This is a genomic window from Pseudomonas sp. Irchel s3a18 (genome assembly GCF_900187535.1).
Lineage (GTDB): Bacteria > Pseudomonadota > Gammaproteobacteria > Pseudomonadales > Pseudomonadaceae > Aquipseudomonas.
In genome coordinates, this window is sequence record NZ_FYDV01000007.1 from 162134 (window position 1) to 188961 (window position 26828).

At 60.9% G+C, this 26828-nt stretch carries 23 protein-coding genes; 9 read left to right on the forward strand and 14 right to left on the reverse strand.

The window, feature by feature from the left end; all coding sequences use genetic code 11:
• Positions 1-33 precede the first annotated feature (33 nt).
• Positions 34-903, forward strand: a complete 870-nt coding sequence (locus tag CKW29_RS12540; protein WP_095148599.1) for a DUF6279 family lipoprotein — start codon at positions 34-36, stop codon at positions 901-903.
• 184 nt (positions 904-1087) lie between these two features.
• Entirely contained in the window at positions 1088-1819 is a 732-nt protein-coding gene (locus tag CKW29_RS12545; protein ID WP_095148600.1) for a thioredoxin family protein, read from the forward strand.
• Positions 1820-1943: 124 nt separating this feature from the next.
• Here CKW29_RS12545 and CKW29_RS12550 read toward each other — a convergent pair whose 3' ends face one another.
• Positions 1944-3290, reverse strand: coding sequence for a DEAD/DEAH box helicase (locus CKW29_RS12550; protein WP_095145611.1), 1347 nt, complete (start codon positions 3288-3290; stop codon positions 1944-1946).
• A gap of 193 nt (positions 3291-3483) precedes the next feature.
• On the opposite strand from CKW29_RS12550, the gene CKW29_RS12555 reads away from it, so the two are divergent.
• Positions 3484-4782 (forward strand): mechanosensitive ion channel family protein, encoded by a 1299-nt coding sequence (locus tag CKW29_RS12555; RefSeq protein WP_095148601.1) that lies wholly within the window; start codon positions 3484-3486, stop codon positions 4780-4782.
• Between the two features lie 68 nt (positions 4783-4850).
• Here the strand turns inward: CKW29_RS12555 and CKW29_RS12560 are convergent, their stop codons facing one another.
• The 3 genes from CKW29_RS12560 to CKW29_RS12570 all read right to left on the reverse strand — a co-directional run bounded on the left by CKW29_RS12560 (position 4851) and on the right by CKW29_RS12570 (position 7005).
• On the reverse strand, positions 4851-5717 hold the full coding sequence (locus tag CKW29_RS12560; protein WP_095145609.1) for a carboxylate/amino acid/amine transporter: 867 nt from the start codon (positions 5715-5717) through the stop codon (positions 4851-4853).
• 218 nt (positions 5718-5935) lie between these two features.
• A complete protein-coding gene (locus CKW29_RS12565) occupies positions 5936-6535 on the reverse strand; it encodes an FMN-dependent NADH-azoreductase (RefSeq protein ID WP_095148602.1) in 600 nt (199 codons plus the stop codon).
• A gap of 152 nt (positions 6536-6687) precedes the next feature.
• Positions 6688-7005: a 3-phosphoglycerate kinase gene (locus tag CKW29_RS12570; RefSeq protein ID WP_095145607.1), complete on the reverse strand. Its 318-nt coding sequence runs from the start codon at positions 7003-7005 to the stop codon at positions 6688-6690.
• Positions 7006-7054: 49 nt separating this feature from the next.
• Between CKW29_RS12570 and CKW29_RS12575 the strand changes: the two genes are divergently transcribed.
• From CKW29_RS12575 to aqpZ, 5 genes are all read left to right on the forward strand, one after another.
• A complete protein-coding gene (locus tag CKW29_RS12575) occupies positions 7055-7978 on the forward strand; it encodes a LysR family transcriptional regulator (protein ID WP_095080403.1) in 924 nt (307 codons plus the stop codon).
• 14 nt (positions 7979-7992) lie between these two features.
• Positions 7993-8796 (forward strand): alpha/beta fold hydrolase, encoded by an 804-nt coding sequence (locus CKW29_RS12580; RefSeq protein ID WP_095148603.1) that lies wholly within the window; start codon positions 7993-7995, stop codon positions 8794-8796.
• A 3-nt stretch (positions 8797-8799) separates the two neighbouring features.
• Entirely contained in the window at positions 8800-9363 is a 564-nt protein-coding gene (locus CKW29_RS12585) for a peptidylprolyl isomerase (RefSeq protein ID WP_095148604.1), read from the forward strand.
• An 88-nt stretch (positions 9364-9451) separates the two neighbouring features.
• Positions 9452-11284, forward strand: a complete 1833-nt coding sequence (locus tag CKW29_RS12590; protein WP_095145604.1) for an ABC transporter ATP-binding protein — start codon at positions 9452-9454, stop codon at positions 11282-11284.
• Between the two features lie 249 nt (positions 11285-11533).
• The gene (gene aqpZ / locus CKW29_RS12595) at positions 11534-12232 is read left to right on the forward strand and encodes an aquaporin Z (RefSeq protein WP_095148605.1); all 699 of its coding nucleotides are present in this window, start codon (positions 11534-11536) and stop codon (positions 12230-12232) included.
• 20 nt (positions 12233-12252) lie between these two features.
• Here the strand turns inward: aqpZ and CKW29_RS12600 are convergent, their stop codons facing one another.
• The 7 genes from CKW29_RS12600 to aceK all read right to left on the reverse strand — a co-directional run bounded on the left by CKW29_RS12600 (position 12253) and on the right by aceK (position 23026).
• Positions 12253-13377: a GNAT family N-acetyltransferase gene (locus CKW29_RS12600; protein ID WP_095145602.1), complete on the reverse strand. Its 1125-nt coding sequence runs from the start codon at positions 13375-13377 to the stop codon at positions 12253-12255.
• Positions 13378-13523: 146 nt separating this feature from the next.
• Positions 13524-14867, reverse strand: coding sequence for an OprO/OprP family phosphate-selective porin (locus CKW29_RS12605; protein WP_095145601.1), 1344 nt, complete (start codon positions 14865-14867; stop codon positions 13524-13526).
• 236 nt (positions 14868-15103) lie between these two features.
• Complete coding sequence (locus CKW29_RS12610) at positions 15104-15346, reverse strand: anti-sigma factor (protein ID WP_095080234.1); 243 nt, start codon at positions 15344-15346, stop codon at positions 15104-15106.
• Positions 15340-15948 carry an RNA polymerase sigma factor gene (locus tag CKW29_RS12615; RefSeq protein WP_095145600.1) on the reverse strand — a complete coding sequence of 203 codons (609 nt, stop codon included), beginning with the start codon at positions 15946-15948 and terminating at the stop codon, positions 15340-15342. The genes CKW29_RS12610 and CKW29_RS12615 overlap by 7 nt, the downstream gene beginning before the upstream one ends.
• Positions 15948-17069, reverse strand: coding sequence for a beta-ketoacyl-ACP synthase III (locus tag CKW29_RS12620; RefSeq protein ID WP_095148606.1), 1122 nt, complete (start codon positions 17067-17069; stop codon positions 15948-15950). The genes CKW29_RS12615 and CKW29_RS12620 overlap by 1 nt, the downstream gene beginning before the upstream one ends.
• Positions 17070-17296: 227 nt before the next feature.
• Positions 17297-21208, reverse strand: coding sequence for an ATP-dependent RNA helicase HrpA (gene hrpA / locus CKW29_RS12625; RefSeq protein WP_095148607.1), 3912 nt, complete (start codon positions 21206-21208; stop codon positions 17297-17299).
• Between the two features lie 96 nt (positions 21209-21304).
• The gene (gene aceK / locus CKW29_RS12630) at positions 21305-23026 is read right to left on the reverse strand and encodes a bifunctional isocitrate dehydrogenase kinase/phosphatase (protein ID WP_095148608.1); all 1722 of its coding nucleotides are present in this window, start codon (positions 23024-23026) and stop codon (positions 21305-21307) included.
• A gap of 129 nt (positions 23027-23155) precedes the next feature.
• Here aceK and CKW29_RS12635 point away from each other — a divergent pair, with 129 nt between their 5' ends.
• The gene (locus tag CKW29_RS12635; protein WP_095148609.1) at positions 23156-24058 is read left to right on the forward strand and encodes a DMT family transporter; all 903 of its coding nucleotides are present in this window, start codon (positions 23156-23158) and stop codon (positions 24056-24058) included.
• A 65-nt stretch (positions 24059-24123) separates the two neighbouring features.
• Here CKW29_RS12635 and CKW29_RS12640 read toward each other — a convergent pair whose 3' ends face one another.
• From CKW29_RS12640 to cysK, 3 genes are all read right to left on the reverse strand, one after another.
• Positions 24124-24357, reverse strand: coding sequence for a hypothetical protein (locus CKW29_RS12640; protein ID WP_256584908.1), 234 nt, complete (start codon positions 24355-24357; stop codon positions 24124-24126).
• Positions 24358-24399: 42 nt separating this feature from the next.
• Entirely contained in the window at positions 24400-25263 is an 864-nt protein-coding gene (locus CKW29_RS12645; protein ID WP_095148610.1) for a DMT family transporter, read from the reverse strand.
• A 377-nt stretch (positions 25264-25640) separates the two neighbouring features.
• The gene (gene cysK / locus CKW29_RS12650; protein ID WP_095145594.1) at positions 25641-26615 is read right to left on the reverse strand and encodes a cysteine synthase A; all 975 of its coding nucleotides are present in this window, start codon (positions 26613-26615) and stop codon (positions 25641-25643) included.
• Positions 26616-26828: the final 213 nt, after the last annotated feature.

Here is a 26828-nt window from a genome sequence, read left to right on the forward strand (position 1 = left end):
ATACCAGAACAACGCTTGCGCAAGGATTGGCCCATGACGCGCTGGTTGAAACACCTGAGTCTGCTACTGCCCCTGTGCCTTGCCCTGACGGCCTGCAACCGCGTGGACCTGGCCTACCGCAACCTCGACACGATCATTCCCTGGACGCTCAACGATTACCTGAACATGGATCGCGAGCAAAAGGACTGGCTCGAAGAACGTCTCGAAGAGCACCTGCAATGGCACTGTGCAACGCAGTTGCCCGACTACCTGGACTGGCTCACCCGCACCCGACAAATGGTCAGCACCCGTCAGGTCACCGATACCGCCCTGCAAGCCCGTACCCTGGAAGCCAAGCAAGCCATCGCCCGGACCGCCCGGCAAATCACGCCGTCGGCGGTCGAGTTGTTGCGCGGGATGAACGATCAACAGGTCAATGAGATGAAGCAGGCCTTCGCCAAGGATGTGCGCGAGCGTCAGGAAAAATACGTCAAACCGCCTCTGGCCCGACAAATCCAGCGACGCAGCCAACGCATGGACAAGCGCCTGACCGACTGGCTCGGCCCACTCAATAAGGCTCAACAACAGCGAGTGCTCGCCTGGTCCACCGCCCTGGGCGATCAGAATCGGCTATGGATCGCCAACCGGGCCCATTGGCAGGCGCTGTTCAGCCAGGCGATGGACCAGCGCCACACCAGCGACTTTGCCCAACGCATCGAAACCCTGCTGGTGGATCGCGAATCGTTATGGACCCCGGCCTACCGCCAGGCCTACGCCAACGCCGAAGTCCAGGCCCGCACCCTGCTGGTCGACTTGATGGCCGACAGCAACGACGAGCAGCGCCAGCATTTGCAGAACCGGATCGACAAGGTGCGCGATCAGTTCAACGCACTGAAGTGCTTGAGGGCGGCGGGCGCCTCCTGAGCGGTCTGCGCCCTGGAGCCCCCCATCAGCCAACGTGAACGGATCCGGCGTATCGCACCGAGTGCTCCCCTGTACCGACCGACGGTATGTCGAATTCCCCCAGCGCCCGACGACTACTCTGTGCAAGAGGGTCTAACCCCACAGCACGGGTCGATTTTCGCCACCGCTGGCAGGAGAAAACACCATGAACATCCAGAATCATCCCGTCGTGTCCCGGGAAGAGTGGCTCACCGCGCGCCGCGAACACCTGGTCCACGAAAAAGCCTTCACCCGGGAACGGGACAAACTCAGCGCTGAACGCCGGGCCCTGCCCTGGGTGAAAATCGACAAGGACTACCGGTTTCAGGGCGCTCACGGCGAACTGAAACTAGCCGACCTGTTCGGCGGTCGCAGCCAATTGGTCATCTACCACTTCATGTTCGGCGCCGGTTGGGACGAGGGTTGCCCGGGATGCTCCTTTCTGTCCGATCACATTGACGGCGCCAACCAGCACCTGGCCCACCATGACGTAGCACTGGTGGCTGTGTCCCACGCCCCCTTCGCCGAGTTCCAGCCATTCAAACAACGTATGGGCTGGAAGTTCGACTGGGTGTCGTCCGAAGGCTGCGACTTCAACTACGACTTCGGCGTCTCGCTTCGAGCAGAAGCAGTCACGGCCGGCACCGCCACCTATAACTACGAAAAAACCGACAGCAGCGAAGAGGAACTCCCCGGTCTCAGCGTGTTTTATCGCAACGACGCCGGCGAAATATTCCACACCTACTCCACCTACGCCCGGGGCCTGGACTTGCTGGTGGGTGCCTACAACTACCTCGACCTGACACCCAAGGGCCGTAACGAGGACGAAATCATGGATTGGGTGCGCCATCACGATCGCTACGATGACCAGGCGCCGACCAGTTGCTGCCACTCATGATCTGATCGACAGGCGCGAGGCTGGTCGGCACCGCAGAGAAAAAGCCGATCGCTGAAAAACAAAAACCCGGACAGGGTCCGGGTTTTTGACAGCAAGCTACATGTTGTCAGCGAGCGATGGCGCGTTACTCAGCGGCCGGAGCTTCCGGCTTGCGGCGCTTGAGCGGGGCCATGCCGTCCTTGCTGACCAGCGACAGGGCGTCGGTCTTCGGCCGGTTGGCGATCTTGCGCTTGGTCGGTGCCTTGGCGGCTGACTTCTTCTTGTCACCCTTGGCGTCGGTTTTTTTCTTCTTCACGCCAACGGCCTTGCCCGACGCCTTGACCTTTTTCGGTCCGCCGTAGGTGCCTTTGACTTCCTTGATGGTGCGGCGCTCGAAGCTCTGCTTGAGGTAGCGCTCGATGCTCGACATCAGGTTCCAGTCGCCGTGGCAGATCAGCGAGATCGCCAGGCCATCGTTACCGGCACGCCCGGTACGGCCGATACGGTGCACGTATTCGTCGCCGCTGCGTGGCATGTCGAAGTTGATCACCAGGTCCAGGCCGTCCACGTCCAGGCCGCGAGCGGCTACGTCGGTGGCCACCAGGATCTTCACCCCGCCCTGCTTCAGACGGTCGATCGCCAGCTTGCGGTCCTTCTGGTCTTTCTCACCGTGCAAGACAAACGCCTTGTACTCCTGTGCCACCAGGCGGCCGTAGATACGGTCGGCCATGGCCCGGGTGTTGGTGAAGACGATGGCCTTCTGGTAGGTCTCGTTGGCCAGCAGCCAGTTGACGATCTGCTCTTTGTGCTGGTTGTGGTCAGCGGTGATGATTTGCTGGCGAGTGGTCGCATTCAGCTGGCTGACCGCATTGAGCTGCAAGTGCTCAGGGTTGTTCAGCACCTTGGCGATCATCTCGCGCAGGCCCGAACCGCCGGTGGTGGCGGAGAACAGCATGGTCTGCTGACGGTTGGTGCACTCGTCCACCAGACGCTGCACGTCTTCGGCAAAGCCCATGTCGAGCATGCGGTCGGCTTCGTCGAGCACCAACACTTCAACTTCTTTCAAGTCGAGGTTGCCAGCGTTCAGTTGCTCGATCATCCGGCCCGGGGTACCGATCAGGATGTCCGGCACCTTGCGCAGCATCGCGGCCTGGACCTTGAAGTCTTCACCGCCGGTGATCAGGCCGGACTTGATGAAGGTGAACTGGGAAAAACGCTCCACTTCCTTCAGGGTCTGCTGGGCCAGCTCGCGGGTTGGCAGCAGGATCAGGGTCTTGATGCTGACACGGACTTTCGCCGGGCCGATCAAACGGTTGAGGATTGGCAGAACGAATGCAGCGGTCTTGCCGCTACCGGTTTGTGCCGTCACCCGCAGGTCACGCCCTTGCAGCGCGAGCGGGATAGCCGCTGCCTGCACAGGCGTTGGCTCGACAAATTTAAGCTCGGCCACGGCTTTGAGCAGGCGTTCGTGCAGGGCGAATTGGGAAAACACGGGTGCTACCTCGAAGAAATACAAAAAATCAGCTGCATAGGGTAACGGTTTCGAGCGCGTAGGCCGAGTTTCTTTATGCAATCGAACGCAAACAGTGGCTTTTTTGTCAGTTGATTTGTCCCAGACCGTAACTCGATGCTTCTAAAGTGCTCTAATCGACCGGTCTCATCCTACAGAAGAATCGTTTTCGCCTATGGATCTCAAACAGCTCTGGCTCAATACCCAGGATCTCTGGAATGCCCTCGGACAACACCCGCGGATTTACTCCGCCCTGGCGTTCCTGCTGCTCTTGTTCGCCGCGCTGGTCGTCGGACGAGCGGCGCGCTACCTCATCCTGCGTGGCGTGGAATTGCTCGGTCGCCAGCCGGCGATGTACTGGCTCAACGACTTTCTCAAAAACAAAGTGTTCCATCGTCTCGCGCAGATCGTGCCCTCGCTGGTGATCCAGTTCGGCCTGGGCCTGATCCCCGAGATGAACAAGGTCACCCAGCACTTTCTCGGCAACGTTGCCCTGGCCTTCACCATCCTGTTCCTGATGCTGGCCATCAGCGCCCTGCTCAATGCCCTGCTGGACATCTACGCCCGTACCGAACACGCCCGCACCCGTTCGATCAAAGGTTACGTGCAACTGGCGAAAATGGTCTTGTATGTGTTCGGCGCGATCATCATCGTCGCCACCCTGATCGACCGATCACCGCTCTTGCTGCTGTCCGGCCTGGGTGCGATGTCGGCCGTCATCATCCTGGTCTACAAGGACACCCTGCTGTCGTTCGTCGCCAGCGTGCAACTGACCAGCAACGACATGCTGCGGGTTGGTGACTGGATCGAAATGCCGCAAGTCGGTGCCGACGGCGATGTGGTGGACATCACCTTGCACACGGTCAAGGTGCAGAACTTCGATAAGACCATCGTCTCGATCCCGACCTGGCGCCTGATGTCCGAGTCGTTCAAGAACTGGCGCGGCATGCAGGCCTCCGGTGGTCGTCGGATCAAACGCAGCCTGTTCATCGATGCCAGCGGCGTACGCTTCATCACCGACGAAGAGGAACAGAGGCTGACCCAGGTTCGCCTGCTGACCGACTACATGGGCCGCAAACAGGCTGAGCTCAAGGCCTGGAACGAAGCCCAGGGCAATGTCGCGGCAATGTCGGCCAACCGCAGGCGCATGACCAACATCGGCACCTTCCGTGCCTATGCGCTGGCGTATTTGAAGGGCCACCCGGAGATCCAGCCGAACATGACCTGCATGGTCCGCCAGATGCAGACCACCGCCCAGGGCGTGCCGCTGGAGATCTACTGCTTCACCCGCACCACCGCGTGGGCCGACTACGAGCGCATCCAGGGCGATATCTTCGATTACCTGCTGGCGGTACTGCCGGAGTTTGGCTTGAGCCTGTATCAGCAACCGAGCGGCAATGACCTGCGCGCCGGGGTGCTGCCGGCCGTGCTGGGCGCCAGCCATCTCCCGCTGCTGGAAACGTCCATGCGGTAACACCGTTTTTCCTTGCTCAGATCGTTCCTGCTACACGGGAACGATCTGCACAGGGCTCACGTATAAAGTCAGGACGCGCTTGCCGTCTGACGCACACCCAACCGGCTGATCCACACCGCCGCCAGTATCACCAACCCGCCAAACATCAGCCGCCCCAGCTCTTCATGCTGGTTCCAGATCAGCAAATTGATCAGCAGCCCCACGGGTACATGCAGGTTGTTCATCACCGCCAGGGTCCCGCCGTTGACCAGGCAGGCGCCCTTGTTCCACCAGTACAGGCCCAGTGCGGTGGACACCAGCCCGAGGAACAGCAACACGCCCCACTGCAGCGGCGCTTCAGGCAGGAAGTCGCTTTTGCCGAACAGCACAAAGGCCGGCAGCACCACCGCCAGCGCGCCCAGGTAGAAGTAACCGAAGCGTCGATAATGCGGCAGGTCGCTTGGATGGCGTGCCACCAGGTGCTTGTACAGCACCTGCCCCGCGGCGTAGGTGAAGTTGGCCAGTTGCAGCAGCAAGAAGCCCATGAGGAAGTCCGGACTGATCCGGTCGTAGCGAATCACCGCCGCCCCCAGCACAGCAACCAATGCCGCCACCAGCGCCCAAGGGTTGAAGCGGCGGTTGAGCGCATCCTCGATCAAGGTCACGTGCAAGGGCGTGAGAATGGTGAACAGCAGGACTTCCGGCACCGTCAGCACCCGGAAGCTCAGGTACAGGCAGACGTAGGTCACCCCGAACTGCAAGGCGCCGATCAGTAGCATCCCGCGCATGAACGCAGGCTCCACCGAACGCCAGCGGGTCAGCGGGATGAATACCAGCCCGGCCAGCAGTACCCGCACCAGCACCGCGAAGTAACTGTCGACATGACCGGCCAGGTACTCGCCGATCAGACTGAAGGAAAACGCCTGAATCAGCGTGACAAATAGCAGATAGCCCATACGCGCCTCGTCCAAAGTGGCGGCGACGATAGCGGTTTTGCCACGGACAGTGAAGGCCGGGTAACACCAGGCAAAAAAAAGCCCGATCTCGCTAAAGCGTTCAATCGGGCCAGGGCACTCAGGAGCAATAAGTGCAAAGGGAGGTTCGATGCGCGTGGAGCCTTGAAGGGTTGCGCCAGATCACTAGACCATCCAGCGATTAACGGGCGATTAACCTATCAGGCGACCTGGGCCAGTTTGGCGTTGGCCTGGTTCAGTCCTTTTTCCTGGAAGTCACCGCCCAGGTTCATCCCTTCGGCATGAATGAAGCTGACGTCATGAATACCGATGAAACCCATGACCTGACGCAGGTACGGTTCCTGGTGATCGGCGGTGCTGCCGGCGTAGATGCCGCCGCGAGCGGTCAACACATAGGCACGCTTGCCGCTGAGCAGGCCCTGGGGACCGGTCTCGGTGTACTTGAAGGTCACCCCGGCACGCAACACATGATCGAGCCAGGCCTTGAGGGTGCTTGGGATCGCGAAGTTGTACATCGGCGCGGCCATCACCAGTACATCGGCGGCCAGCAACTCGTCGGTCAGCAGGTTGGAGCGCTCAAGCGCTGCCTGTTCGATTGCGTTGCGCTGCTCGGCAGGCTTCATCCAGCCACCCAGCAGGCTCACGTCCAGATGGGGGACCGGGTGGCTCGCCAGGTCACGGACGGTGATCTGGTCGGCCGGGTGCGCGGCTTTCCACTGATTGATGAAGGTTTGCGTCAGTTGACGGGAAACCGAGTCTTGCTGGCGGGCGCTGCTTTCGATGATCAGAACGCGGGACATGGGATGTAGCCTCCATCGGTGAATGCTGTAAGTCGATGGAGTGGAGATTAAACAGAGTCATATCGATGAAAAAGCGCAAATAACTGCTACAACCCATCAATAAATTCGTTTATAAGCGAAGCATGCCATGGGCATCTGCTTCGCTTGAGTGCTTATTGCTTCTCGATGCAGGTCAGGCCGATGCGCAATTTGATGATCTTGCGGCTGAATTTGGCCGTGACATCGGTGCTTTTCCCCGCGACCAGGCTGACACGCCGCGTGCGAGGCGATTCCGGGCCGTTGGCGAACACCACCGTGCAATCGGCGTCGGTCTTGCCGTAGTTGTTCAGCGTGATGGAACCCATATCGTAGTCGGTCGCGTAGGTGGTGTAGTCGACCCCCAGGCCATTGAGTTCTTTTTGTACATCGATGGGATAGGCAAACGCACTCAACGGCAACATCGCCAGCACCGCACAACAGACTTTTTTCATTCGACAGCCTCCAAAGGAAGCTGCCAGCTTAGGACAAGAGGAGCCCATGATGAAAGCGCCCCGCGTGACCCTGGATCAATGGCGCACGCTGCAAGCCGTGGTCGACCACGGCGGATTTGCCCAAGCGGCCGAAGCGCTGCACCGCTCGCAATCGTCCGTCAGCTACACCGTGGCGCGCATGCAGGACCAGCTCGGCGTGCCGCTGCTGCGCATCGACGGGCGTAAAGCCGTGTTGACCGAAGCCGGTGGTGTGCTGCTGCGGCGCTCGCGACAGCTGGTCAAACAGGCCAGTCAACTGGAAGACCTGGCCCACCACATGGAGCAAGGCTGGGAAGCCGAAGTACGCCTGGTGGTCGACGCCGCCTACCCGAGCGCCCGCCTCGTGCGCGCCCTGACCGCCTTCATGCCGCAGAGCCGAGGTTGCCGGGTTCGCTTGCGCGAAGAAGTGTTGTCCGGGGTCGAGGAAGTCCTGCTCGAAGGCGTGGCCGACCTGGCCATCAGCGGATTCAGCATTCCCGGTTACCTGGGTGCGGAGCTGAGCCATGTCGAGTTCGTCGCCGTCGCCCATCCCGAGCATTCCTTGCATCGCCTGAACCGCGAGCTGAATTTCCAGGATCTCGAAAGCCAGCTGCAAGTGGTGATCCGTGACTCCGGTCGGCAACAGCCGCGCGACGTCGGCTGGCTCGGTGCCGAACAGCGCTGGACCGTCGGCAGCCTGGCCACCGCGGCGACCTTCGTCGGCAGCGGCCTGGGTTTTGCCTGGCTACCACGGCACATGATCGAACGGGAACTCAAGGAAGGCCTGCTCAAGCTGCTACCGTTGGACCAGGGCGGCAGCCGTAACCCCAGCTTTTACCTGTACTCGAACAAAGACAAACCCCTGGGCCCTGCCACGCAGATTCTCATCGAGTTGCTGCGCACCTTCGATACCGCGCCGCTGGATGCCCCTTTCGCCGCCCCGGAACAAGCCTGACAAGGAGTTGCACCATGGCCTATTTCGAACACGAAGGTTGCACGCTGCACTACGAGGAATATGGCCACGGCACGCCGCTGCTGCTGGTTCACGGGCTGGGCTCGAGCACGCTGGACTGGGAGAAGCAGATCCCTGAGCTCTCGGCTCGCTACCGCCTGATCATTCCCGATGTGCGCGGCCATGGCCGTTCCGACAAACCCCGGGAGCGCTACAGCATTGCCGGCTTCAGCGCCGACCTGGTCGCGCTGATCGAACACCTGAACCTGGGGCCGGCCCACCTGGTGGGGCTGTCCATGGGCGGTATGATCGGTTTTCAACTGGCGGTGGACCAGCCGGGGTTGCTCAAAAGCCTGTCCATCGTCAACAGCGCGCCGCAAGTCAAAGTCCGCACCGCAGACGATTACTGGCAATGGTTCAAGCGCTGGGGCCTGATGCACCTGCTGAGCCTTGGCAGTATTGGCAAGGCCCTGGGCGCCAAACTGTTCCCCAAACCCGAACAGGCCGACCTGCGGCAAAAGATGGCCGAGCGCTGGGCAAAAAACGACAAACGTGCTTATCTCGCCAGCTTCAATGCCATTGTTGGCTGGGGGGTTCAGGAACGACTGGCGAAAGTCACCTGTCCAACCCTGGTCATCAGCGCCGACCATGACTACACACCAGTGGCGCTGAAACAAGCCTATGTAAAACTGTTGCCCGATGCGCGGCTGGTGGTGATCGAGGATTCGCGCCATGCCACGCCGCTGGACCAGCCGCAGCGTTTCAACCAGACCCTGCTTGATTTTCTAACCACAGTCGACACTACTACCCAGGATCACTGACCCATGCTGAAAAAAATCGCCCTCGCCACCGGCGCCGTCCTGTTCGCCGCCAACCTGATGGCTGCCGAAGCAGCCAAGGCACCCCACGTATTGCTCGAGACCACCAACGGCTCGATCGAAATCGAACTGGACCCGGTCAAGGCGCCGGTCAGCACCAAGAACTTTCTGGCCTACGTCGACAGCGGCTTCTACACCAACACCATTTTCCACCGTGTGATTCCGGGCTTCATGGTCCAGGGGGGTGGCTTCACCCCGCAAATGGCGCAGAAAGACACCAAGGAGCCGATCAAGAACGAAGCCAGCAATGGCCTGCATAACGTACGCGGCACGCTGTCGATGGCCCGCACCTCGAATCCGGATTCGGCCACCAGCCAGTTCTTTATCAACGTCGCCGACAATGACTTCCTGAACCCAGGACGCGATGCCGGTTATGCCGTGTTCGCCAAAGTGGTCAAGGGGATGGACGTGGTAGACATCATCGTCAACTCACAGACCACCACTAAACAAGGCATGCAGAACGTGCCTATCGACCCGGTGCTGATCAAGTCGGCCAAGCGCATCGACTAAGCTGTACAGGGCGTCCCGAGCGGCCGCGCAAGGAACGGCGTGCCGCTCGCATCGAAAAAAGGAGAGCCCGCACGCGGGCGTTTGACTGATGCTTTATCGCCGCTTCGAAAAACTGATCGACATATTCCGTGACGCCCCGACGGCGGCCCCGCCTGATCGAGTCCTGCCCTTCTATACCTATTACTTGCGCCAGGTCTGGCCGAGCTTCGCCGCGCTGTTGATCATCGGCCTGTTCGGTGCGCTGATCGAAGTGGCGCTGTTCAGTTACCTGAGCCGGATCATCGACCTGGCCCAGGGCACACCGAACGCCGACTTCTTCAAGGTCCACGGTGTTGAACTGGCCTGGATGGCGGTGGTCGCGCTGGTCCTGCGCCCGGTGTTCGTCGGCCTGCACGACCTGCTGGTGCACCAGACCCTGAGCCCCGGCATGACCAGCCTGATTCGCTGGCAGAACCACAGCTACGTGCTCAAGCAGAGCCTGAATTTCTTCCAGAACGACTTCGCCGGGCGCATCGCCCAACGGATCATGCAAACCGGCAACTCCCTGCGCGACTCCGCGGTGCAAGCGGTGGATGCGTTGTGGCATGTGCTGATCTACGCGATCAGCTCACTGGTGCTGTTCGCCGAGGCCGACTGGCGCCTGATGATTCCGTTGCTGACCTGGATCGCCGCCTACCTCGGCGCGCTCTACTACTTCGTGCCTCGAGTCAAGGAACGCTCGGTGGTGTCCTCCGACGCCCGTTCCAAACTGATGGGCCGGATTGTCGACGGCTACACCAACATCACCACGCTCAAGCTGTTCGCCCACACCAACTTCGAACAGCAGTACGCCCGTGAAGCCATTGCCGAACAAACCGAAAAATCCCAGCTGGCCGGACGCGTCGTCACCAGCATGGACGTGGTCATCACCAGCATGAACGGCCTGCTGATTGTCGGCACCACGGGCCTGGCGTTGTGGCTGTGGACCCAGTCGCTGATCTCGGTCGGTGCCATTGCCCTGGCCACTGGCCTGGTGATCCGCATCGTCAACATGTCTGGCTGGATCATGTGGGTGGTCAACGGCATCTTTGAAAATATCGGGATGGTCCAGGACGGCCTGCAAACCATCGCGCAACCGATCAGCGTCACTGACCGTGAACCGGCTCCCCGCCTGCAAGTGGACCGTGGCGAAGTGCGTTTCGAACACGTGGCGTTTCACTATGGCAAGAAAAGCGGAATCATCGGCGACCTGAACCTGACCATTCGGCCCGGCGAGAAAATCGGCTTGATCGGTCCTTCCGGCGCCGGCAAGTCGACCCTGGTCAACCTGCTGCTGCGCCTGTACGACCTGCAGGACGGACAGATCCTGATCGACGGCCAGAACATCGCCCATGTGGCCCAGGAAAGCCTGCGCGAACGGATCGGCATGATCACCCAGGACACTTCGCTGCTGCACCGCTCTATCCGTGACAACCTGCTGTACGGCAAACCCGATGCCACCGACGCCGAACTCTGGGAGGCCGCGCACAAAGCCCGTGCCGACGAGTTCATCCCGTTGCTGTCGGACGCTGAAGGCCGCACGGGCTTCGACGCCCACGTCGGTGAGCGCGGGGTCAAACTCTCCGGCGGTCAACGGCAACGCATCGCCATCGCCCGGGTGCTGCTCAAGGACGCGCCGATCCTGATCATGGATGAAGCCACCTCGGCACTGGACTCGGAGGTAGAGGCAGCGATCCAGGAAAGCCTCGAAACCCTGATGCAGGGCAAGACCGTGATCGCCATCGCGCACCGGCTTTCCACCATCGCCCGGATGGATCGCCTGGTGGTGCTGGAAAACGGCCGGATCGCCGAAAGCGGCACCCACGCCGAACTGTTGGCCCATGGCGGGTTGTATGCCCGGCTGTGGCAACACCAGACCGGAGGGTTTGTCGGCATCGATTGAGTCGAGCCCATACGCTCCCCCCTGTGGCGAGCGAGCTTGCTCGCCACAAGGCATGTGTCCGCTATCCCCGCGCCTTCCCACACCCGATCTGCGATAACCATCACAACCCCTCAAGCACGGGCATCGGCGTTTTTATGATCACTGGAATTCCAGAAAATTCCTGCTGTACTCAGGGCAGGTTCGGGAGATGGTGCTGTCGTCCATCTGCTGGAGGCAAACGGTCGCGATAACTCCAAAGGGCTCTCTCTTATGTCTCTGTTAAAACGTTCGGCTACAGAGTTGGTAGGTACGTTCTGGCTGGTGTTGGGTGGTTGTGGCAGTGCAGTGTTGGCGGCGGCCTTTCCTGAGGTCGGGATCGGCCTGCTGGGGGTTTCCCTGGCATTTGGCCTGACGGTGCTTACCATGGCGTTTGCCATCGGCCACATCTCTGGCTGCCACCTCAACCCGGCGGTGTCGCTGGGGCTGGTGGTCGGCGGGCGATTCCCGGCCAAGGAACTGCCGGCCTATATCATCGCCCAGGTGATCGGCGCGATCATTGCCGCCGCCCTGCTGTACTTCATCGCCAGCGGCAAGCCGGGCTTCGAACTGGCCAGCGGCCTGGCCTCCAACGGCTACGGTGAACATTCACCAGGCGGCTACTCAATGGCTGCGGGCTTTGTCAGCGAACTGGTGATGACGGCGATGTTCATCCTGATCATCCTTGGCGCCACCGACAAGCGCGCCCCGACCGGAATGGCGCCAATCGCCATCGGCCTGGGGTTGACCCTGATTCACCTGATCTCGATTCCAGTCACCAACACCTCGGTCAACCCCGCGCGCAGTACCGGCCCAGCATTGATTGTCGGCGGCTGGGCGATTCAACAGCTCTGGCTGTTCTGGCTGGCGCCGCTGTTGGGCGCGGTGATTGGCGGCGTCATGTACCGCTGGCTGGGCAAGGAAGACAGTTAAGCGACGCCTAGGCGCGAGGGTCAGCCCTGTCGATATGGCAAGGCTGTCCTCGCTTCTTGCGCATACCCCATCACCCCGATGCGCTCGCGCTCGAGAAAATCCTGGACCGCCGCCTTCAATCCCGCGTGACGCAGGTAGTGCCAGGAATGGGTGATCACCGGTTCAAACCCACGAATCAACTTATGCTCACCCTGGGCGCCGGCATCAAATCGCTGGAAACCGTTGGCGATGGCGTAGTCCATGCCTTGATAGAAACAGGTCTCGAAGTGCAGGCGGTCGAACTCCGCCAGGCAGCCCCAGTAGCGCCCATAAAAACTGTCGCCCCCCACCAGGCTGAAGGCCATGGCCACGGGCCGCGCCCCTTGTTTGGCCAACACCACCCGTATCGCTTCGGGCATGCGCTCGGCCAGCAGGCTGAAGAATTCCCGGGTCAGGTAAGGTGACTGCCGACGCACCGCATAGGTGTTGGCGTAGCAGGCATAGACGAAATCCCACTGTGCCTGGTCGAGTTGGTGCCCTTCTAGCCATTCAAACTCAATGCCCTGCCCCGCCACTTGCTCGCGCTCCTTGCGCATTTGCTTGCGCTTGCGTGAACTCAGCGCATCGAGGAAATCCTGGAAGTCCCGATACCCGCGATTCTGCCAGTGGTATTGGCAGCCGACACGTTGCAGCCAACCCGGCTGCTCGGCCAGGGCAGCATCGGTAAAGGCATCGGTGAAGTTGATATGGGCGCTGGAAAGTTCCTCGATCTCCAGGTACCCAGGCAGGCTCTTGAGCAGTTCGAAGCCATCCTGCACCTTGGCGGCCAACAAGCGCGGCCCGCTGACCGGGCTGAACGGCACGGCCGTCAACAGCTTGGGGTAGTACGCGATCCCGGCCTTTTCACAGGCATCGGCCCAGCCATGGTCGAACACGTATTCGCCATAAGAGTGCCATTTGCGGTAACTGGGCAGCGCTGCCAGCAGATGGCCGTCTTCGATGTGCAGCAAGTGCTCCGGTTGCCAGCCGGAATGGGGGCCGAGACTGCCACTGTCTTCCAGCGCCCCCAGAAATGCATGGCGCAGGAACGGCTGGGTGTCCGGCACCAGGGCATCCCATTCCTGAGGCGCAATGGCGGACAAACTGTCCAAAACGTGTAACGGCATTCTGTTCCCCGCAGGTGCAGCCTCAAGACCCTCCGAGTATCGCCCATCCGTGGCATTGGCCGTCATAAAAAAACCCCGCCGAGGCGGGGTGAAACGAAAGGAGCTTTAACGGATGAAGAAAGAGCTCGTGCTGCCGTTACCGCAATTTAGAACACGTATTGAGCACGAAGCACGAAGCCATCGCCGCTGTCATCGCCCGTACGCTCTGCCGGGGTAGTCCCGCTGGCCGCCGTGGCGTTGGTCACATTGTCAGTGTCGGCCATGAGGTAGGCCGCGGAGATTTTCACCGCTTCGTTGGCGTACCAGTTGACGCCGACGGTATGAACCCGGGCTTCGGCATCGCCAACGTCACGGGTCAGGGTGGCGGTGGTGACGTTGTCGTCATCGACGATCATGCTGTCGTAACGGTAGTACAGTTCCCAGGCACCGATGGATTTGTTGTCTGGCTTGATCGCATCGAATTTACCGATTTTGTAGCCGCGGGATTCGCCTGTCAGGGTGTAGGCGCCCTGAACGTAGAAGCCATCACCCTTGATGTCTTCATAAGCGTTGTCGTCGGCCTTGGTCTTACGGGTGATGTACTCACCCTGGATCGAGGCCGGGCCCATGGCGAATGCCGCTTCCAGGCCGAATGCATCGTCACGGGAGTAGGAGCCGGCCGGCGACGAGGAACTGCCGCCCAGCACCGGACGGTTGCCGTTGGAACCGGCATCGTTACCGCCTTGGGTTTCAACACCGCGCATGCCCATTCGGGTGCGATAACGGGAATCGAAGGCCGTGTCGGAGACATCTCGGGAGGCGACGTTCACACCGAAGTGCAGCACATTGCCGCCTTCATGCATGGGCGCGAAGACAAAGCGACCGTTGACCTGCTTGACGCTGTTGCCATCGGTGTCGTCGGTGTCCTTGCTGAACACACCGGCGGAGGCATAGAACGAATCAGCGAATACGCCGGAGGTTTGCAGGCCCATACCGTTCTGGTGGGTGTTTGCCCAGTCGACCATGTCGTAGGCCATGTTGCGCTCTGGTGCGGTGACCCATTTGGAACTGGTGGCTTTTTCCAGGCCGAAGTCCGGGTCGAAACGACCGACCTTGATCGAGACCGGCTTGAAGCCGTTGTAGGCCAGCGACCCCTCGTCGAAGTAACCGTTCTCGGAGTCACCGGTGTTGTGGGAGAAGTCGTAGTTGATGGTGTAAGCCCAATCGGTATACAGCACGCCGGACAGTTCCAGGAATGCGCGACGGAAGTAGGCCGCATCCGCGGTATCACCGTTCTTGGTGTAGATCCCGTCGAACTGGCTGTAGTCAGCCTGCAAGCGGCCGCCCAGTTTGAAGCTGAATTCTTTGTCGGTGGTTGCGACCTCAAGGCCGCCCTTGGTCTTGACTACGATATCGGCGCCGTCAGTGGTCACGGTGCCAGCGAAAGCCTGGGCGGTCACTGCCATGGCCAGTACGCTGGCAGCAAAACCGGCGAAGTGCTTACGGATCATCGAAAAGTTCCCCTAATTGGTGGTCAAAGCTTGGTTACACGCGGTTCAGGCCCGCTGGTGTTGGGAGGGGATCTTGGCGACGGCTCATTGCAGGCAAGTTGCCATTAGATAAAGATTTGATGACAACGGAACTTTTTTACTCCGAATCGAAATAAATCTGCTACGCGTTGAAAAGCGGGCTGAAAGCCGCGAGATAGAGGGGGTACGGGGGAGGAAGCAACAGCCTTCAGTGGAACCTAGGGCTGTGTATTGTGCTTCTGGCGTTCGGCCGCCAGACGTCCAGCCAGGTCGTCGACACCCGGTACCGGTTCTTCAGGCATGGCGCGCAAGGTCGCCTGCATCAAGCGCATTTGCCGCACGAAGCGTCGGCAATTGGGGCAAAACATCAGGTGATGGCGGACCATCAAGCGCTCGCGAAAGCTCAATTGGCCATCGAGATAATCACTGGAGCGTGCCACCTGTTCCTTACACGTCAGCATTGGCCGGTTTCCTCAAAATGCTCAACGGTCGCGAAGACCTTCAGGCGTGCCCTGTGCAACAGCACCCGGACATTGGAGAGCGAGATCTCCAGAAGATTACAGATTTCCTCCAACTCGAGCCCTTGCCGGTCGCGCAGCAGCAGAACGCTGCTCTGCAATTCAGGCAGGCTGAGCAAGGTCTTCTCCATGCACTCGCGCAGTTCGTCTTCGGTGAGTAAGGCCTCGGGCGTGTCCTGGTGCCAGGCAAAGGGCGCCACCAGCCAGTGACCGTCGGCGGCTGAAAACCGATCGTCCCCGAGGGTGCCATGGGGCGACGGCAAGTCGTCCAGCAACACTTCCCGACGGTTTTGCTTGTAGCGGCTTTTCGCGGCGTTCGCGGTGATGGTCAACAACCAGGTCTTGAGACTCGAACGGCCTTGAAACCCCGCCAGGTTACGCACCACCGACAGCCAGGCATCCTGCACCACTTCATCGGCATGGCGCGCGCCGACGATGGCATACGCCACCGCCCGCATCGCACTTTGATAGGTGCCGACCAGTTCCTTGTAAGCCCTCTGCTCGCCCGCCAGCAGGCGCTCGAGCAGTTGGTTGTCGTCAGTCATCAACGTTTGCGCAGAATCACGCTGCCGATGGAGTAACCGGCGCCAAAGGAGCTGAGCACCGCCAGGGAACCTGCGGGCAAGTCGTCCTGATGCTTGTGGAAGGCAATCACGGAACCGGCCGAACTGGTGTTGGCGTAGGTATCGAGAATCACCGGTGCTTCTTCTTCGGTGGCTTCACGGCCCAGCAGCTTCCGGACGATCAGGTGGTTCATGCTGAGGTTGGCCTGGTGCAGCCAGAAACGCTTCACGTCGCTGACGTTCAGGGCGTTCTCTTCCAGGTGGGTGGCGATCAGCTCAGCGACCATCGGGCAGACGTCACGGAACACCTTGCGGCCTTCTTGCACGAACAGCTTGTCACGGGCACCGATGCCCTCTTCCGCGGCGCGGTTGAGGAAACCGAAGTTGTTGCGGATGTTGTTGGAGAACTTGGTCAGCAGCTTGGTGCTGACCACGTCGAACTGGTGCGCAGAGGTAGCCAGATCGGCGCGCTCGATGATCACGGCCGTGGCGGCGTCACCGAAGATGAAGTGGCTGTCGCGGTCGCGGAAGTTCAAGTGACCGGTGCAGACTTCCGGGTTGACCATCAGGATCGCCCGGGCCTGGCCCAGCTGTACGCTGTTGGCGGCAGCCTGAATACCGAAGGTGGCCGAGGAGCAGGCTACGTTCATGTCGAACCCGAAGCCTTCGATACCCAGGGCTTCCTGGACTTCGATGGCAATGGCCGGGTAGGCGCGTTGCAGGTTGGAGCACGCAACGATCACACCGTCGATGTCCGCCGCGGTTTTACCGGCGCGTTGCAGGGCCTGTTCGGCAGCGCCAATGGCCATCTGGCACAGCACCGACCACTCGTCGTTGGAACGTTCAGGCAGGCGAGGAGCCATGCGTGCCGGATCAAGGATGCCTTCCTTGTCCATGACAAAGCGGCTCTTGATCCCGGAAGCCTTTTCGATAAAGGCCGCGCTGGACTCGGTCAGCGCCTCGACCTCGCCGCGCGCAATGGCATCGGCGTTGTCGGCATTGAACCGGGCGACATAGGTATTGAAAGACTGCACCAGCTCTTCGTTGGAGATGCTGTTGGCCGGGGTGTACAGGCCGGTGCCGCTGATGACGACGTTATGCATGGTCGTTTCTCTAATCTGGTCAGGCAGAAAACGTTGGCACCGACGTACCAACACATAAAGGGGCTTATCCCGTCAGCGGGAATCAACCTGGCGTCGCTTTATTCCGATCCACCCTTGCCGTCGAAGGCTCAAAACCGCGGGGCCGGCGTTTATAGGCGCGAAGTTTGCCATAAACGCGGGCGTTTGGCCCCTTCTGCATGAGCAACGGCAAGCCCTCTCCCTCAGGTTTAAGGCTCGACTTGCGTCCACTGTTTGTTCAGGCGCTTGTCGGAGATCGGCACCTTGGTCCCCAACTGCTGGGCAAACAGCGAAACCCGGTACTCCTCCAGCCACCAACGGTACAACTCGAGCGCAGGATCACGCTTGCCTTCCTGAGCGTGTTTGCTGGCGCGAGCCTGGTATTGCGCCCAGAGCCCGCTCAGTTCGCCACTCCAGACCCGATCCTTTTGCACCTGCGCGCCGAGTTTCTCGAAGCGCTGCTCGACTGCCTTGAGGTAGCGCGGCAGCTCCTTGAGCCATTGCATAGGGGTTTCACGGACAAAGCCCGGGTACACCAGATGACTCAACTGCTGCTTGATATCGTTCAAGGCCACAGCCTGGGCCAGGTCAATCTTGCCCTTGAAGCGCTTCTGCAGCGCGTGCCAGTGCTTGAGAATCTCCAGCGTCAATCGGGCCAGGCGCTCGGCGTGTTCGGTCCAGGCGCCACGCTTGCGTTCGGCCAGCGAGGCCAGGCCGGCGCCGTCCCGCGGCAAACTGGCTTCGCCATCAAGAATGCAGCTGTCCAGGCTCGCCAGCAGGATATCTTCCACCAGACTGTCGATGCGCCCCAGTTCGCGGTACATCAACCCCAGTTCAGTGAGCCCCGGCAGTTTGCCGCGCAGGAACTTCGCCGGTTCGGCCAGTTGCTGCATGAGCAGGCGCTGCAAGGCGCGACGGTGCTGGAATTCGGCTTCGGCCGGGGTGGAGAAACGCCCTTCCTTGACCGTGCCCGCCTCCTCCACCAGCGCCGGATAGACCGTCATCGACAACCCGGCGATCTTCTGTTGGGTTTTCTCAGCCACGGCGGCAAAGACTTTCGCCTCCACCGGCTGCTGGCTTTTAGCAGTTTGCGGCACGGCCAACGCCGCCTGGCTGGCCTCGGCGAAACGTGCCGTCAGCTCGGCCAGGTCGCGGCCCTCGCCGAGGAACTTGCCCTGGCCATCGACGATTTCCAGGTTCATCCGCAAATGGCTTTCCACCTGCTGCGCCGCCTCGGCCCAGGCTTCATCGCTGACCCGCGCACCGGTCATGCGCAACAGCTCGCGACCCAGCGCTTGCGGCAGCGAACCTTCAGCGAAGGTGATGCGTTGCAACGCGGCCTTGATGAAGTCGGGCACCGGCACAAAGTTCTTGCGCAAGGCCTTGGGCAGGTTGCGCACCAAGGCGATGCACTTGGCCTCGATCACCCCCGGCACCAGCCACTCCAGGCGCTCCGGCGGCAGCATCGGCAGTAACGGTGCCGGCACCCGCAGGGTCACGCCATCACGCGGGTGGTTGGGCTCGAAGTGATAACTCAACGGCAGCGTCAGGTCCCCCAGGCGCAGGGTGTCCGGATAATGCGCGGCGGTGATTTCGTTGGCTTCGCGGGCCAGCACGTCCTCTTCACGCATAATCAGCAGCTGCGGGTCTTTCTGGCTGTTGACCCGATACCAGCTGTCGAAGGTCGCGGTCTGATGAATCTCGGCGGGCAGGCGTGCTTCGTAGAAGGCAAACAAGGTTTCCTCGTCCGCCAGAATGTCGCGGCGCCGGGCCTTGGCTTCCAGCTCATCGAGCTGTTCGAGCAGTTGCGCATTGGCCGACAGGCACTTGGCCCTGGACTGGATTTCACCACGTACCAAGGCTTCGCGGATAAACAGTTCGCGGGAAACCCCAGGGTCGATCGGCCCATAGTGCACCGGCCGGCGACCGACGATGATCAGCCCGAACAAGGTGATCTGTTCGTAAGCCACCACTTGTCCGCGCTTCTTCTCCCAATGGGGTTCGAAGTGATTTTTCTTGATCAGGTGCCCGGCCAGGGGTTCGATCCAGTCGGCATCGATCTTGGCCACCATGCGCGCATAGAGCTTGGTGGTTTCCACCAGTTCGGCGGTCATCAACCATTGCGGACGCTTCTTGCCCAGCCCCGAGGACGGATGAATCCAGAAGCGTCGCTGACGCGCACCGAGATAATCGCCCTCGTCAGTCTTCTGGCCGATCTGGCTGAGCAAGCCGGACAACACAGCCTTGTGCAGCTTCGGATAATCCGCCGGCTCTTTATTGAGGGACAGCTGCATGTCGCGGCAGATCAGGCTCAACTGACGATGGGAGTCGCGCCACTCGCGCAAGCGCAGGTAGTTCAGGAAATTCTTGCGGCACCAGTTGCGCAACGGACTGGCCGTCAGGGCCTGGCGCTGCTCTTCAAAACCGCGCCACAGATTGACCAGCCCGGCGAAGTCCGAATCCACATCCTTCCATTGTGCGTGGGCCTGGTCGGCGGCCTGTTGCCGCTCCGGTGGCCGCTCGCGCGGGTCCTGGATCGACATGGCGCTGGCAACGATCAGCACTTCCTGCAAGCTGCCGAGTTTCGCGGCTTCCAGCAGCATGCGACCCATGCGCGGGTCCACCGGCAAGCGCGCCAGCTGACGGCCCAACGGGGTCAACTGGCTGTTGCGGTCCACCGCCGAGAGTTCTTGCAGCAAGTTGAAGCCGTCGCTGATGGCCTTGCCATCCGGCGGTTCGATAAACGGGAAATCGGTGATCTCGCCCAGGCGCAGATGGAGCATCTGCAAAATCACCGCCGCGAGGTTGGTGCGCAGGATTTCCGGGTCGGTAAATTCCGGACGGCCGATAAAGTCCTCTTCGCTGTACAGGCGCACGCAAATGCCCGGCTCGACCCGCCCGCAGCGACCCTTGCGCTGGTTGGCACTGGCCTGGGAAATGGCCTCGATCGGCAAGCGTTGAACCTTGGCGCGGTAGCTGTAGCGGCTAATGCGCGCCGTACCGCTGTCGATCACGTAGCGAATGCCCGGCACGGTCAGCGAAGTTTCCGCGACGTTGGTCGCCAGGACCACGCGACGGCCCGGATGGGACTGGAAGATTCGCTGCTGCTCGGCCGGCGACAACCGTGCATAGAGCGGCAGAATCTCGGTGTGCTTGAGCTGGGCCTTGCGCAGCATGTCGGCGGCGTCACGAATCTCGCGCTCACCCGGCAGGAACACCAGCACATCCCCCGGGCTGCGGCGCTCGCTGCGCTCATGGGCGGCGATTTCGTCAAGGGTGGCGAGGATCGCCTGATCCACCGTCAGGTCGTCCTCGACCCGGTTACCTTCTTCGTCCTGCTCCAGCGTCAACGGCCGGTACCAGGTGTCTACCGGGAAGGTGCGGCCGGAGACCTCGACAATCGGTGCATCGTCGAAGTGCTTGGAGAAGCGCTCCAGATCGATGGTCGCCGAGGTGATGATGACTTTCAGGTCCGGGCGACGGGGCAGCAGGGTTTTCAGGTAACCGAGCAAAAAGTCGATGTTCAGGCTGCGTTCGTGGGCTTCGTCGACGATGATCGTGTCGTAGCGTTCGAGGTAGCGGTCGTTCTGGGTTTCCGCCAGCAGGATGCCGTCGGTCATCAGCTTGATCAGGGTGTTGGCATCGCTCTGGTCCTCGAACCGCACCTGATAACCGACCAGGGCGCCAAGCGGCGTGGCCAGTTCTTCGGCCACCCGGCTGGCGACGCTGCGGGCAGCGATCCGGCGCGGCTGGGTATGACCGATCAGGCCGTGCTGGCCGCGCCCGATTTCCAGGCAGATCTTCGGCAACTGGGTGGTCTTGCCCGAGCCGGTTTCACCGGCAATGATCAGCACCTGATGCTGTTGCAGTGCCGCCTTGATTTCATCGCGCTTGGCGGCAATCGGCAGGCTGTCGTCGTAACGAATCACCGGCAGGCTGGCACGTCGCGCCAGCACCTGGTCGCAGGACGCCTGCATGCGCGCCACCCACTGGGCCAGCTTGGCTTCGTCGGGTTTCTTGCGCAGCTCGAGCAACTGGCGCCGCAACCGGTGACGGTCGGCGAGCATGGCGTGATCGAGGTTTTTCAGCAGTTTGTCGATGGAGGGCGATTCGTCAGTCATAGAAGCAGCGGCAAGCTTTAAGCCAAAAGCGGCAAGAGTAACAGAGATGCGGCCGCAAGCTGATTCGCTTTTAACTTGAAGCTTGTCGCTTGCAGCTTATAGCTGCTCTCCCCCTTTACGCCGATACGGAAACACGTCGATCACCTTGCCGGCCCGAATCGCCTCTTGCAGGCTTTTCCAGTAGTCGGCGTTGTACAGCTCACCGTGCAACTGGTTGAACAGCCGGCGCTGGCCGGCATCGGCAAACAGGAACGGCGGGAACTCCTCCGGGAACACGTCCAGCGGGCCGATGGAATACCAGGGCTCGGAGGCCATTTCGTCTTCCGGGGTACGCGGTTGTGGAATGTGGCGGAAGTTGGCTTCGGTGAGAAAGCAGATCTCGTCGTAGTCATAAAACACCACGCGTCCGTGCCGGGTGACGCCAAAGTTCTTCAACAGCATGTCGCCGGGGAAGATATTGGCCGCCGCCAACTGTTTGATCGCCAGCCCGTAGTCCTCCAGCGCCTCGCGCACCTGGGCGGGGTTGGCGTTCTCCAGGTACAGGTTCAGCGGGGTCATCCGGCGCTCGGTCCAGCAGTGACGGATCAACACCGTATCGCCCTCCACTTGCACCGTGGAGGCGGCGACTTCCAGCAACTCGGCCAGGCACGCCGGGTCAAACTTGCTCAACGGAAAGCGGAAGTCGGCGAACTCCTGGGTATCGGCCATGCGCCCGACCCGGTCGACACTTTTCACCAGCCGGTACTTCTCGATGACCGTCGCACGATCGACGTTTTTCGACGGCGAGAACCGGTCCTTGATGATCTTGAACACGGTGTTGAACCCCGGCAGGGTAAACACGCTCATGACCATGCCACGCACACCCGGCGCCATGATGAACGGGTCATCGGTGTTGGCCAGGTGGTTGATCAGCGCCCGGTAGAACTCCGACTTACCGTGTTTGTAGAAGCCGATCGAGGTGTACAGCTCGGCGATGTGCTTGCCCGGCAGGATGCGCCTGAGGAAGCCGATGAACTCCGCCGGCACCGGCACATCGACCATGAAATACGAGCGGGTGAACGAGAAAATGATCGACACGTCGGCTTCATCGGTGATCAACGCATCGATCTGGATGCCCCGACCCTCGCGGTGCAGGAATGGAATCACCAGCGGCCATTGTTCGTCCGCGGTAAAGATGCGCCCCACCAGGTAGGCGCCCTTGTTGCGATAGAGCACCGAAGAAAACAGCTCGACGCTCAACTCCGGGTCTTTGCACACCCAATCGGGCAGGTTCTCGCGCAGTTGCGATTCGAGCCGGCGCAGGTCACCCGCGAGGTCGGCGTAGTCCTCGCTGAAGCGGTAGTCGGCAAAGATACTCGCCAGCATCCCCGTTAGCTGGCCGTGGGGCTTGTAGGTGCGGGTTTGTGCGGCACGGGCCCGACGCAGGCTCGGCCGGGTGGTGTGAATGAACATGCTGCCGTCGCTGATCAGGTCGTGGCTGAACAACCCGCAGAAGGTCGAGTTGTACCAGGTCTCGGACAACTCATCGTCGAAACGCAGGTCGATCAGGCTGATATAGGCACTTTTGACCAGCGGCCAACTGCTGACATCCAGCAGCGTCTCGGCGGCAAAGGCCGCGTGCAGGCGGCCCACCACTTCGCCGACCTTCTCTTCGTAGAGGTTGATCCGCGCCGCCGACGCCACCTGCGCCTCCTGCCACTGCGCCTGTTCGAAGCGGGCCCGGGCGCCATCGGTGATCTGGCGGAAATGCTCGCGATAATCATCGAAGCCGTCGAGGATCATCTGGGCGATATCGGCGGCGGGCCATGGCTGCGGCATGTGGAGACCTCTGAGGGGTGGTTCTTATCGTTGGAGGCTGAGCTTAGAGGTCAATTGTCAGGCAACGCAACCATTGCCTTGGCCCCGTGCGGCAGCGACACTTGCGCCCCGATAAGGAAGGAACGAGCCGTGAACCCCGTCGATATTCTGCGTTTGTTGTCACTTGCCGCCATTTGGGGAGCGAGCTTTCTGTTCATGCGCATCATTGCCCCAGAGATTGGCACAATCCCCACTGCCTTTTTCCGGGTGTCCATCGCTGCCACCGGCTTGCTGGTGATCCTGGCGCTGATGCGCGTCAGCTGGGACTTTCGCGGCAAGTTCAAGACGGTGCTGTTGCTCGGGGTGATCAACTCCGGGATTCCGGCGACCCTGTACTCGGTGGCCGCCCAAGTGCTGCCTGCGGGTTACTCGGCGATTTTCAATGCCACCACCCCGCTGATGGGCGTATTGATCGGCGGGCTGTTCTTCAGCGAAAGACTCAGCCTGTCGAAGATTGCGGGCGTCGCCCTCGGCCTGCTGGGTGTCGCCGTACTGACCCGCGCCGGCCCCATGGCCTTTGATATGGAACTGTTACTGGGCGCCCTCGCCTGCCTGCTGGCGACCACCTGCTACGGCTTCGCCGGGTTCCTGGCGCGACGCTGGCTCGACCATCAAGGCGGCCTCGACAGTCGGCTCTCGGCACTGGGCAGCATGCTCGGCGCCACCCTGTTCCTGCTTCCCCTGTTCGGCTACAGCGTGATCAGTCAGCCACCCGTGAGCTGGGGCGGCTGGAGCGTCTGGTTGTCGCTGCTGGGGCTGGGCCTGGGGTGCACCGCGCTGGCCTACATCCTGTACTTCCGCTTGCTCACCTCGATCGGCCCGATCAAATCCATGACCGTGACCTTCATGATCCCGCCATTCGGGGTGTTGTGGGGGGCATTGTTTCTCGATGAGCCGTTGTCGATGGTCCATGTATATGGCGGGGTTTTGATTGCGGCGGCGCTGTGGCTGGTGCTCAAACCCGTGGCGGCGAAAGCCTCCAGGCAGGCCTGACAACCCTCCGGGATGGCGGCGCATCGACACGCTCAATGCGCTGCCCGGACGGCCTGCACCTCAGCTCAAGGATATGCCAGCGTAATCAGGTAAGCCCCTGACGTCACCGGCTTGCCGGCACCGTCCACCAAGGCGTAATGCTGGTCGTAGTAACGGCCATCCTGGGTCCTGCCGACCACCCGCTTCACATCCACACGGGAATGATCGAGCGCGCTGACCGAGCGAACTGGCTCGACGCTCTGCACACTGACGCAGACATGACGTGAACTCCGGCTGGCCGGATCCGCAATGCCCGCCATGAAAAAACGCGACCTTCGTCCATCACGAAGGTCGCGCCCGCATCAGCCTGACTTGCGGAACACAAACACCAGCCCTACGATAATCAGCACCATCCCCAGCAGGCTCAACGTCGCCAGCCGGTTGCCGAAGATCAGGTAGTCCATCACCGCGGTCACTGCGGGCACCAGGTAGAACAGGCTGGTGACGTTCACCAGGTTGCCACGGGCAATCAGGCGATACAGCAGCAAGGTGGCCAACAGCGACACCACCAGCCCCATCCACAACACCGGTACGATGAAGCCGACACTGTGTTCAAAGTGGAACGGCTGAAAAGGCACGAACACCCCGCACAACAACAGCCCGGCCAGGTATTGCACCGGCAGCGTACCCAATGGATTGTCAGTGATGCGCTTTTGCATGATGGAGCCTACGGTCATGCTCAGCAGCGCCATCAGGCCATAGAGCATCCCGGCCAGCGACATCCCGGCCAGACCGATGCCCTGGTACACCACCATGATCAATCCCGCCAGGCCTAGCGTCAGGCCGAATATCCGGCTCCAGGAACGCTGACGCTCCATCAACACCACCGTGAGTATCGGCTGCACCCCCATGATGGTCGCCATGACCCCCGGCGTGACGTTGAGGTCCAGCGCCAACAGATAGAAAATCTGATAGGCGCCCAACAGCACCAGACCGGTGGCCGCCGCATAGCACAGCGACCGGCCGCCACGGGGCCGTTGGAGATTGAACAACGGGACCAACAGCACCAGCCCGCACAGGGCAATGGCAAAACGGATCAACAGGAACGCAAAGGGCGAGGCATGGGCCAGTCCCCACTTGGAGAAAATCGCCCCACTGCTCCAGAGCAGAACAAACAGACTCGTGGAGGCCGCCGCCAGTGCGGTCTTTTTGGAAATGAGCAACATGAAAACCACCTGTCATCAGGCAATAAGCCAACTCAGCCGAAGCCGAAATTCATTTTTTTTGTGTTCAGGCAGGCACAGGGAGCAGCAGAAATGCCGATCAGCCCGAAATGCCGACACCTGGCGGTGAGACCACCGCGCACACTGGCGTGCGACTGACAGGAGGGGGGTAATGACTGATCTGCCCTGGCTGCTGTTTCCCGCACGGCACGACGCCAGCGTTGACCGCTGAATCGACTACCGCGTTGACGTGGAATGCAGGCATGGGCTGATCTTTTTTGAAGAGAATGAAACGTCGGGCGCAACGCTCGACGAGCGCTGACTATAACCAGCGCTCGATACGTTTAGCAACCACTCAGCCAAACAACCAATAACCCGGGTTACTGCTGGTTTTCCTGCTCGGTGAACAAGTCACTGAACAGCATGCTCGACAGGTAACGCTCACCGGAATCGGGCAGGATCACCACGATGGTCTTGCCCTGCATCTCCGGGGTTTCCGCCAGGCGCACGGCAACCGCCATCGCGGCACCACAGGAAATACCACACAGAATGCCTTCTTCCTGCATCAGGCGCAGGGCCATGGCCTTGGACTCTTCATCACTGACCAGCTCAACCCGGTCGACCATCGACAGATCCAGGTTTTTCGGCACAAATCCAGCACCGATGCCCTGGATCTTGTGCGGGCTTGGCTTGATTTCATCGCCGGCCAGGGCCTGGGTGATCACAGGCGAAACCACGGGTTCCACCGCCACCGACAGGATCGGCTTGCCCTGGGTATTCTTGATATAACGCGAAACACCGGTAATGGTGCCGCCGGTGCCCACGCCGGCGACCAGCACATCGATCGCGCCGTCGGTGTCGCTCCAGATTTCCGGGCCGGTGGTCTTTTCATGAATCGCCGGGTTGGCCGGGTTATCGAACTGTTGCGGCATGAAGTAGCGGGCCGGGTCGCTGGCCATGATGTCTGCCGCCTTTTCAATGGCGCCCTTCATGCCTTTGGCGGGTTCAGTGAGCACCAGCTCCGCGCCCAGGGCCTTGAGCACCTTGCGACGTTCGATGCTCATGGACGCCGGCATGGTCAGCATCAGCTTGTAGCCGCGAGCGGCCGCCACGAAGGCCAGGCCGATGCCGGTATTACCCGAAGTCGGCTCGACGATGGTCATGCCCGGCTTGAGTTTGCCAGTGCTTTCAGCGTCCCAGATCATGTTCGCGCCAATACGGCACTTGACCGAGTAACCCGGGTTACGCCCTTCGATCTTGGCCAGGATGGTCACGCCACGTGGCGCGATACGGTTGATCTGCACCAGCGGCGTATTGCCAATGGAATGGGCGTTGTCAGCAAAAATACGGCTCATGGCTGGGTCCTTGTGCAGCGTTGGAGTAGCCTTCAAGGGTATGCCTCACGCCACGGTGCGTCCAGCCGTCGTAGCCTGGCTGCACATCGGCAAACACACACTCGTCCTGTAACGATTGCAACCGCGCAAAGCGATGCCAATCATCAGGCCTGTTCGATGCCAGTTGCTGATTTTCGATAGAAGTCAGCGCCAACCTGACTCTTGATACGAGCC

Bases quoted from the DNA above. Each gene is read 5' to 3' on its own strand.
- CKW29_RS12585 (WP_095148604.1), top strand. From the start codon at position 8,800: ATGCTGAAAAAAATCGCCCTCGCCACCGGCGCCGTCCTGTTCGCCGCC.
- CKW29_RS12590 (WP_095145604.1), top strand. From the start codon at position 9,452: ATGCTTTATCGCCGCTTCGAAAAACTGATCGACATATTCCGTGACGCC.
- CKW29_RS12605 (WP_095145601.1), bottom strand. From the start codon at position 14,867: ATGATCCGTAAGCACTTCGCCGGTTTTGCTGCCAGCGTACTGGCCATG.
- CKW29_RS12610 (WP_095080234.1), bottom strand. From the start codon at position 15,346: ATGCTGACGTGTAAGGAACAGGTGGCACGCTCCAGTGATTATCTCGAT.
- cysK (WP_095145594.1), bottom strand. From the start codon at position 26,615: ATGAGCCGTATTTTTGCTGACAACGCCCATTCCATTGGCAATACGCCG.
- CKW29_RS12615 (WP_095145600.1), bottom strand. From the start codon at position 15,948: ATGACTGACGACAACCAACTGCTCGAGCGCCTGCTGGCGGGCGAGCAG.
- CKW29_RS12620 (WP_095148606.1), bottom strand. From the start codon at position 17,069: ATGCATAACGTCGTCATCAGCGGCACCGGCCTGTACACCCCGGCCAAC.
- CKW29_RS12600 (WP_095145602.1), bottom strand. From the start codon at position 13,377: ATGCCGTTACACGTTTTGGACAGTTTGTCCGCCATTGCGCCTCAGGAA.
- CKW29_RS12555 (WP_095148601.1), top strand. From the start codon at position 3,484: ATGGATCTCAAACAGCTCTGGCTCAATACCCAGGATCTCTGGAATGCC.
- hrpA (WP_095148607.1), bottom strand. From the start codon at position 21,208: ATGACTGACGAATCGCCCTCCATCGACAAACTGCTGAAAAACCTCGAT.
- CKW29_RS12540 (WP_095148599.1), top strand. From the start codon at position 34: ATGACGCGCTGGTTGAAACACCTGAGTCTGCTACTGCCCCTGTGCCTT.
- aqpZ (WP_095148605.1), top strand. From the start codon at position 11,534: ATGTCTCTGTTAAAACGTTCGGCTACAGAGTTGGTAGGTACGTTCTGG.
- aceK (WP_095148608.1), bottom strand. From the start codon at position 23,026: ATGCCGCAGCCATGGCCCGCCGCCGATATCGCCCAGATGATCCTCGAC.
- CKW29_RS12645 (WP_095148610.1), bottom strand. From the start codon at position 25,263: ATGTTGCTCATTTCCAAAAAGACCGCACTGGCGGCGGCCTCCACGAGT.
- CKW29_RS12640 (WP_256584908.1), bottom strand. From the start codon at position 24,357: ATGGCGGGCATTGCGGATCCGGCCAGCCGGAGTTCACGTCATGTCTGC.
- CKW29_RS12565 (WP_095148602.1), bottom strand. From the start codon at position 6,535: ATGTCCCGCGTTCTGATCATCGAAAGCAGCGCCCGCCAGCAAGACTCG.
- CKW29_RS12580 (WP_095148603.1), top strand. From the start codon at position 7,993: ATGGCCTATTTCGAACACGAAGGTTGCACGCTGCACTACGAGGAATAT.
- CKW29_RS12560 (WP_095145609.1), bottom strand. From the start codon at position 5,717: ATGGGCTATCTGCTATTTGTCACGCTGATTCAGGCGTTTTCCTTCAGT.
- CKW29_RS12570 (WP_095145607.1), bottom strand. From the start codon at position 7,005: ATGAAAAAAGTCTGTTGTGCGGTGCTGGCGATGTTGCCGTTGAGTGCG.
- CKW29_RS12545 (WP_095148600.1), top strand. From the start codon at position 1,088: ATGAACATCCAGAATCATCCCGTCGTGTCCCGGGAAGAGTGGCTCACC.
- CKW29_RS12575 (WP_095080403.1), top strand. From the start codon at position 7,055: ATGAAAGCGCCCCGCGTGACCCTGGATCAATGGCGCACGCTGCAAGCC.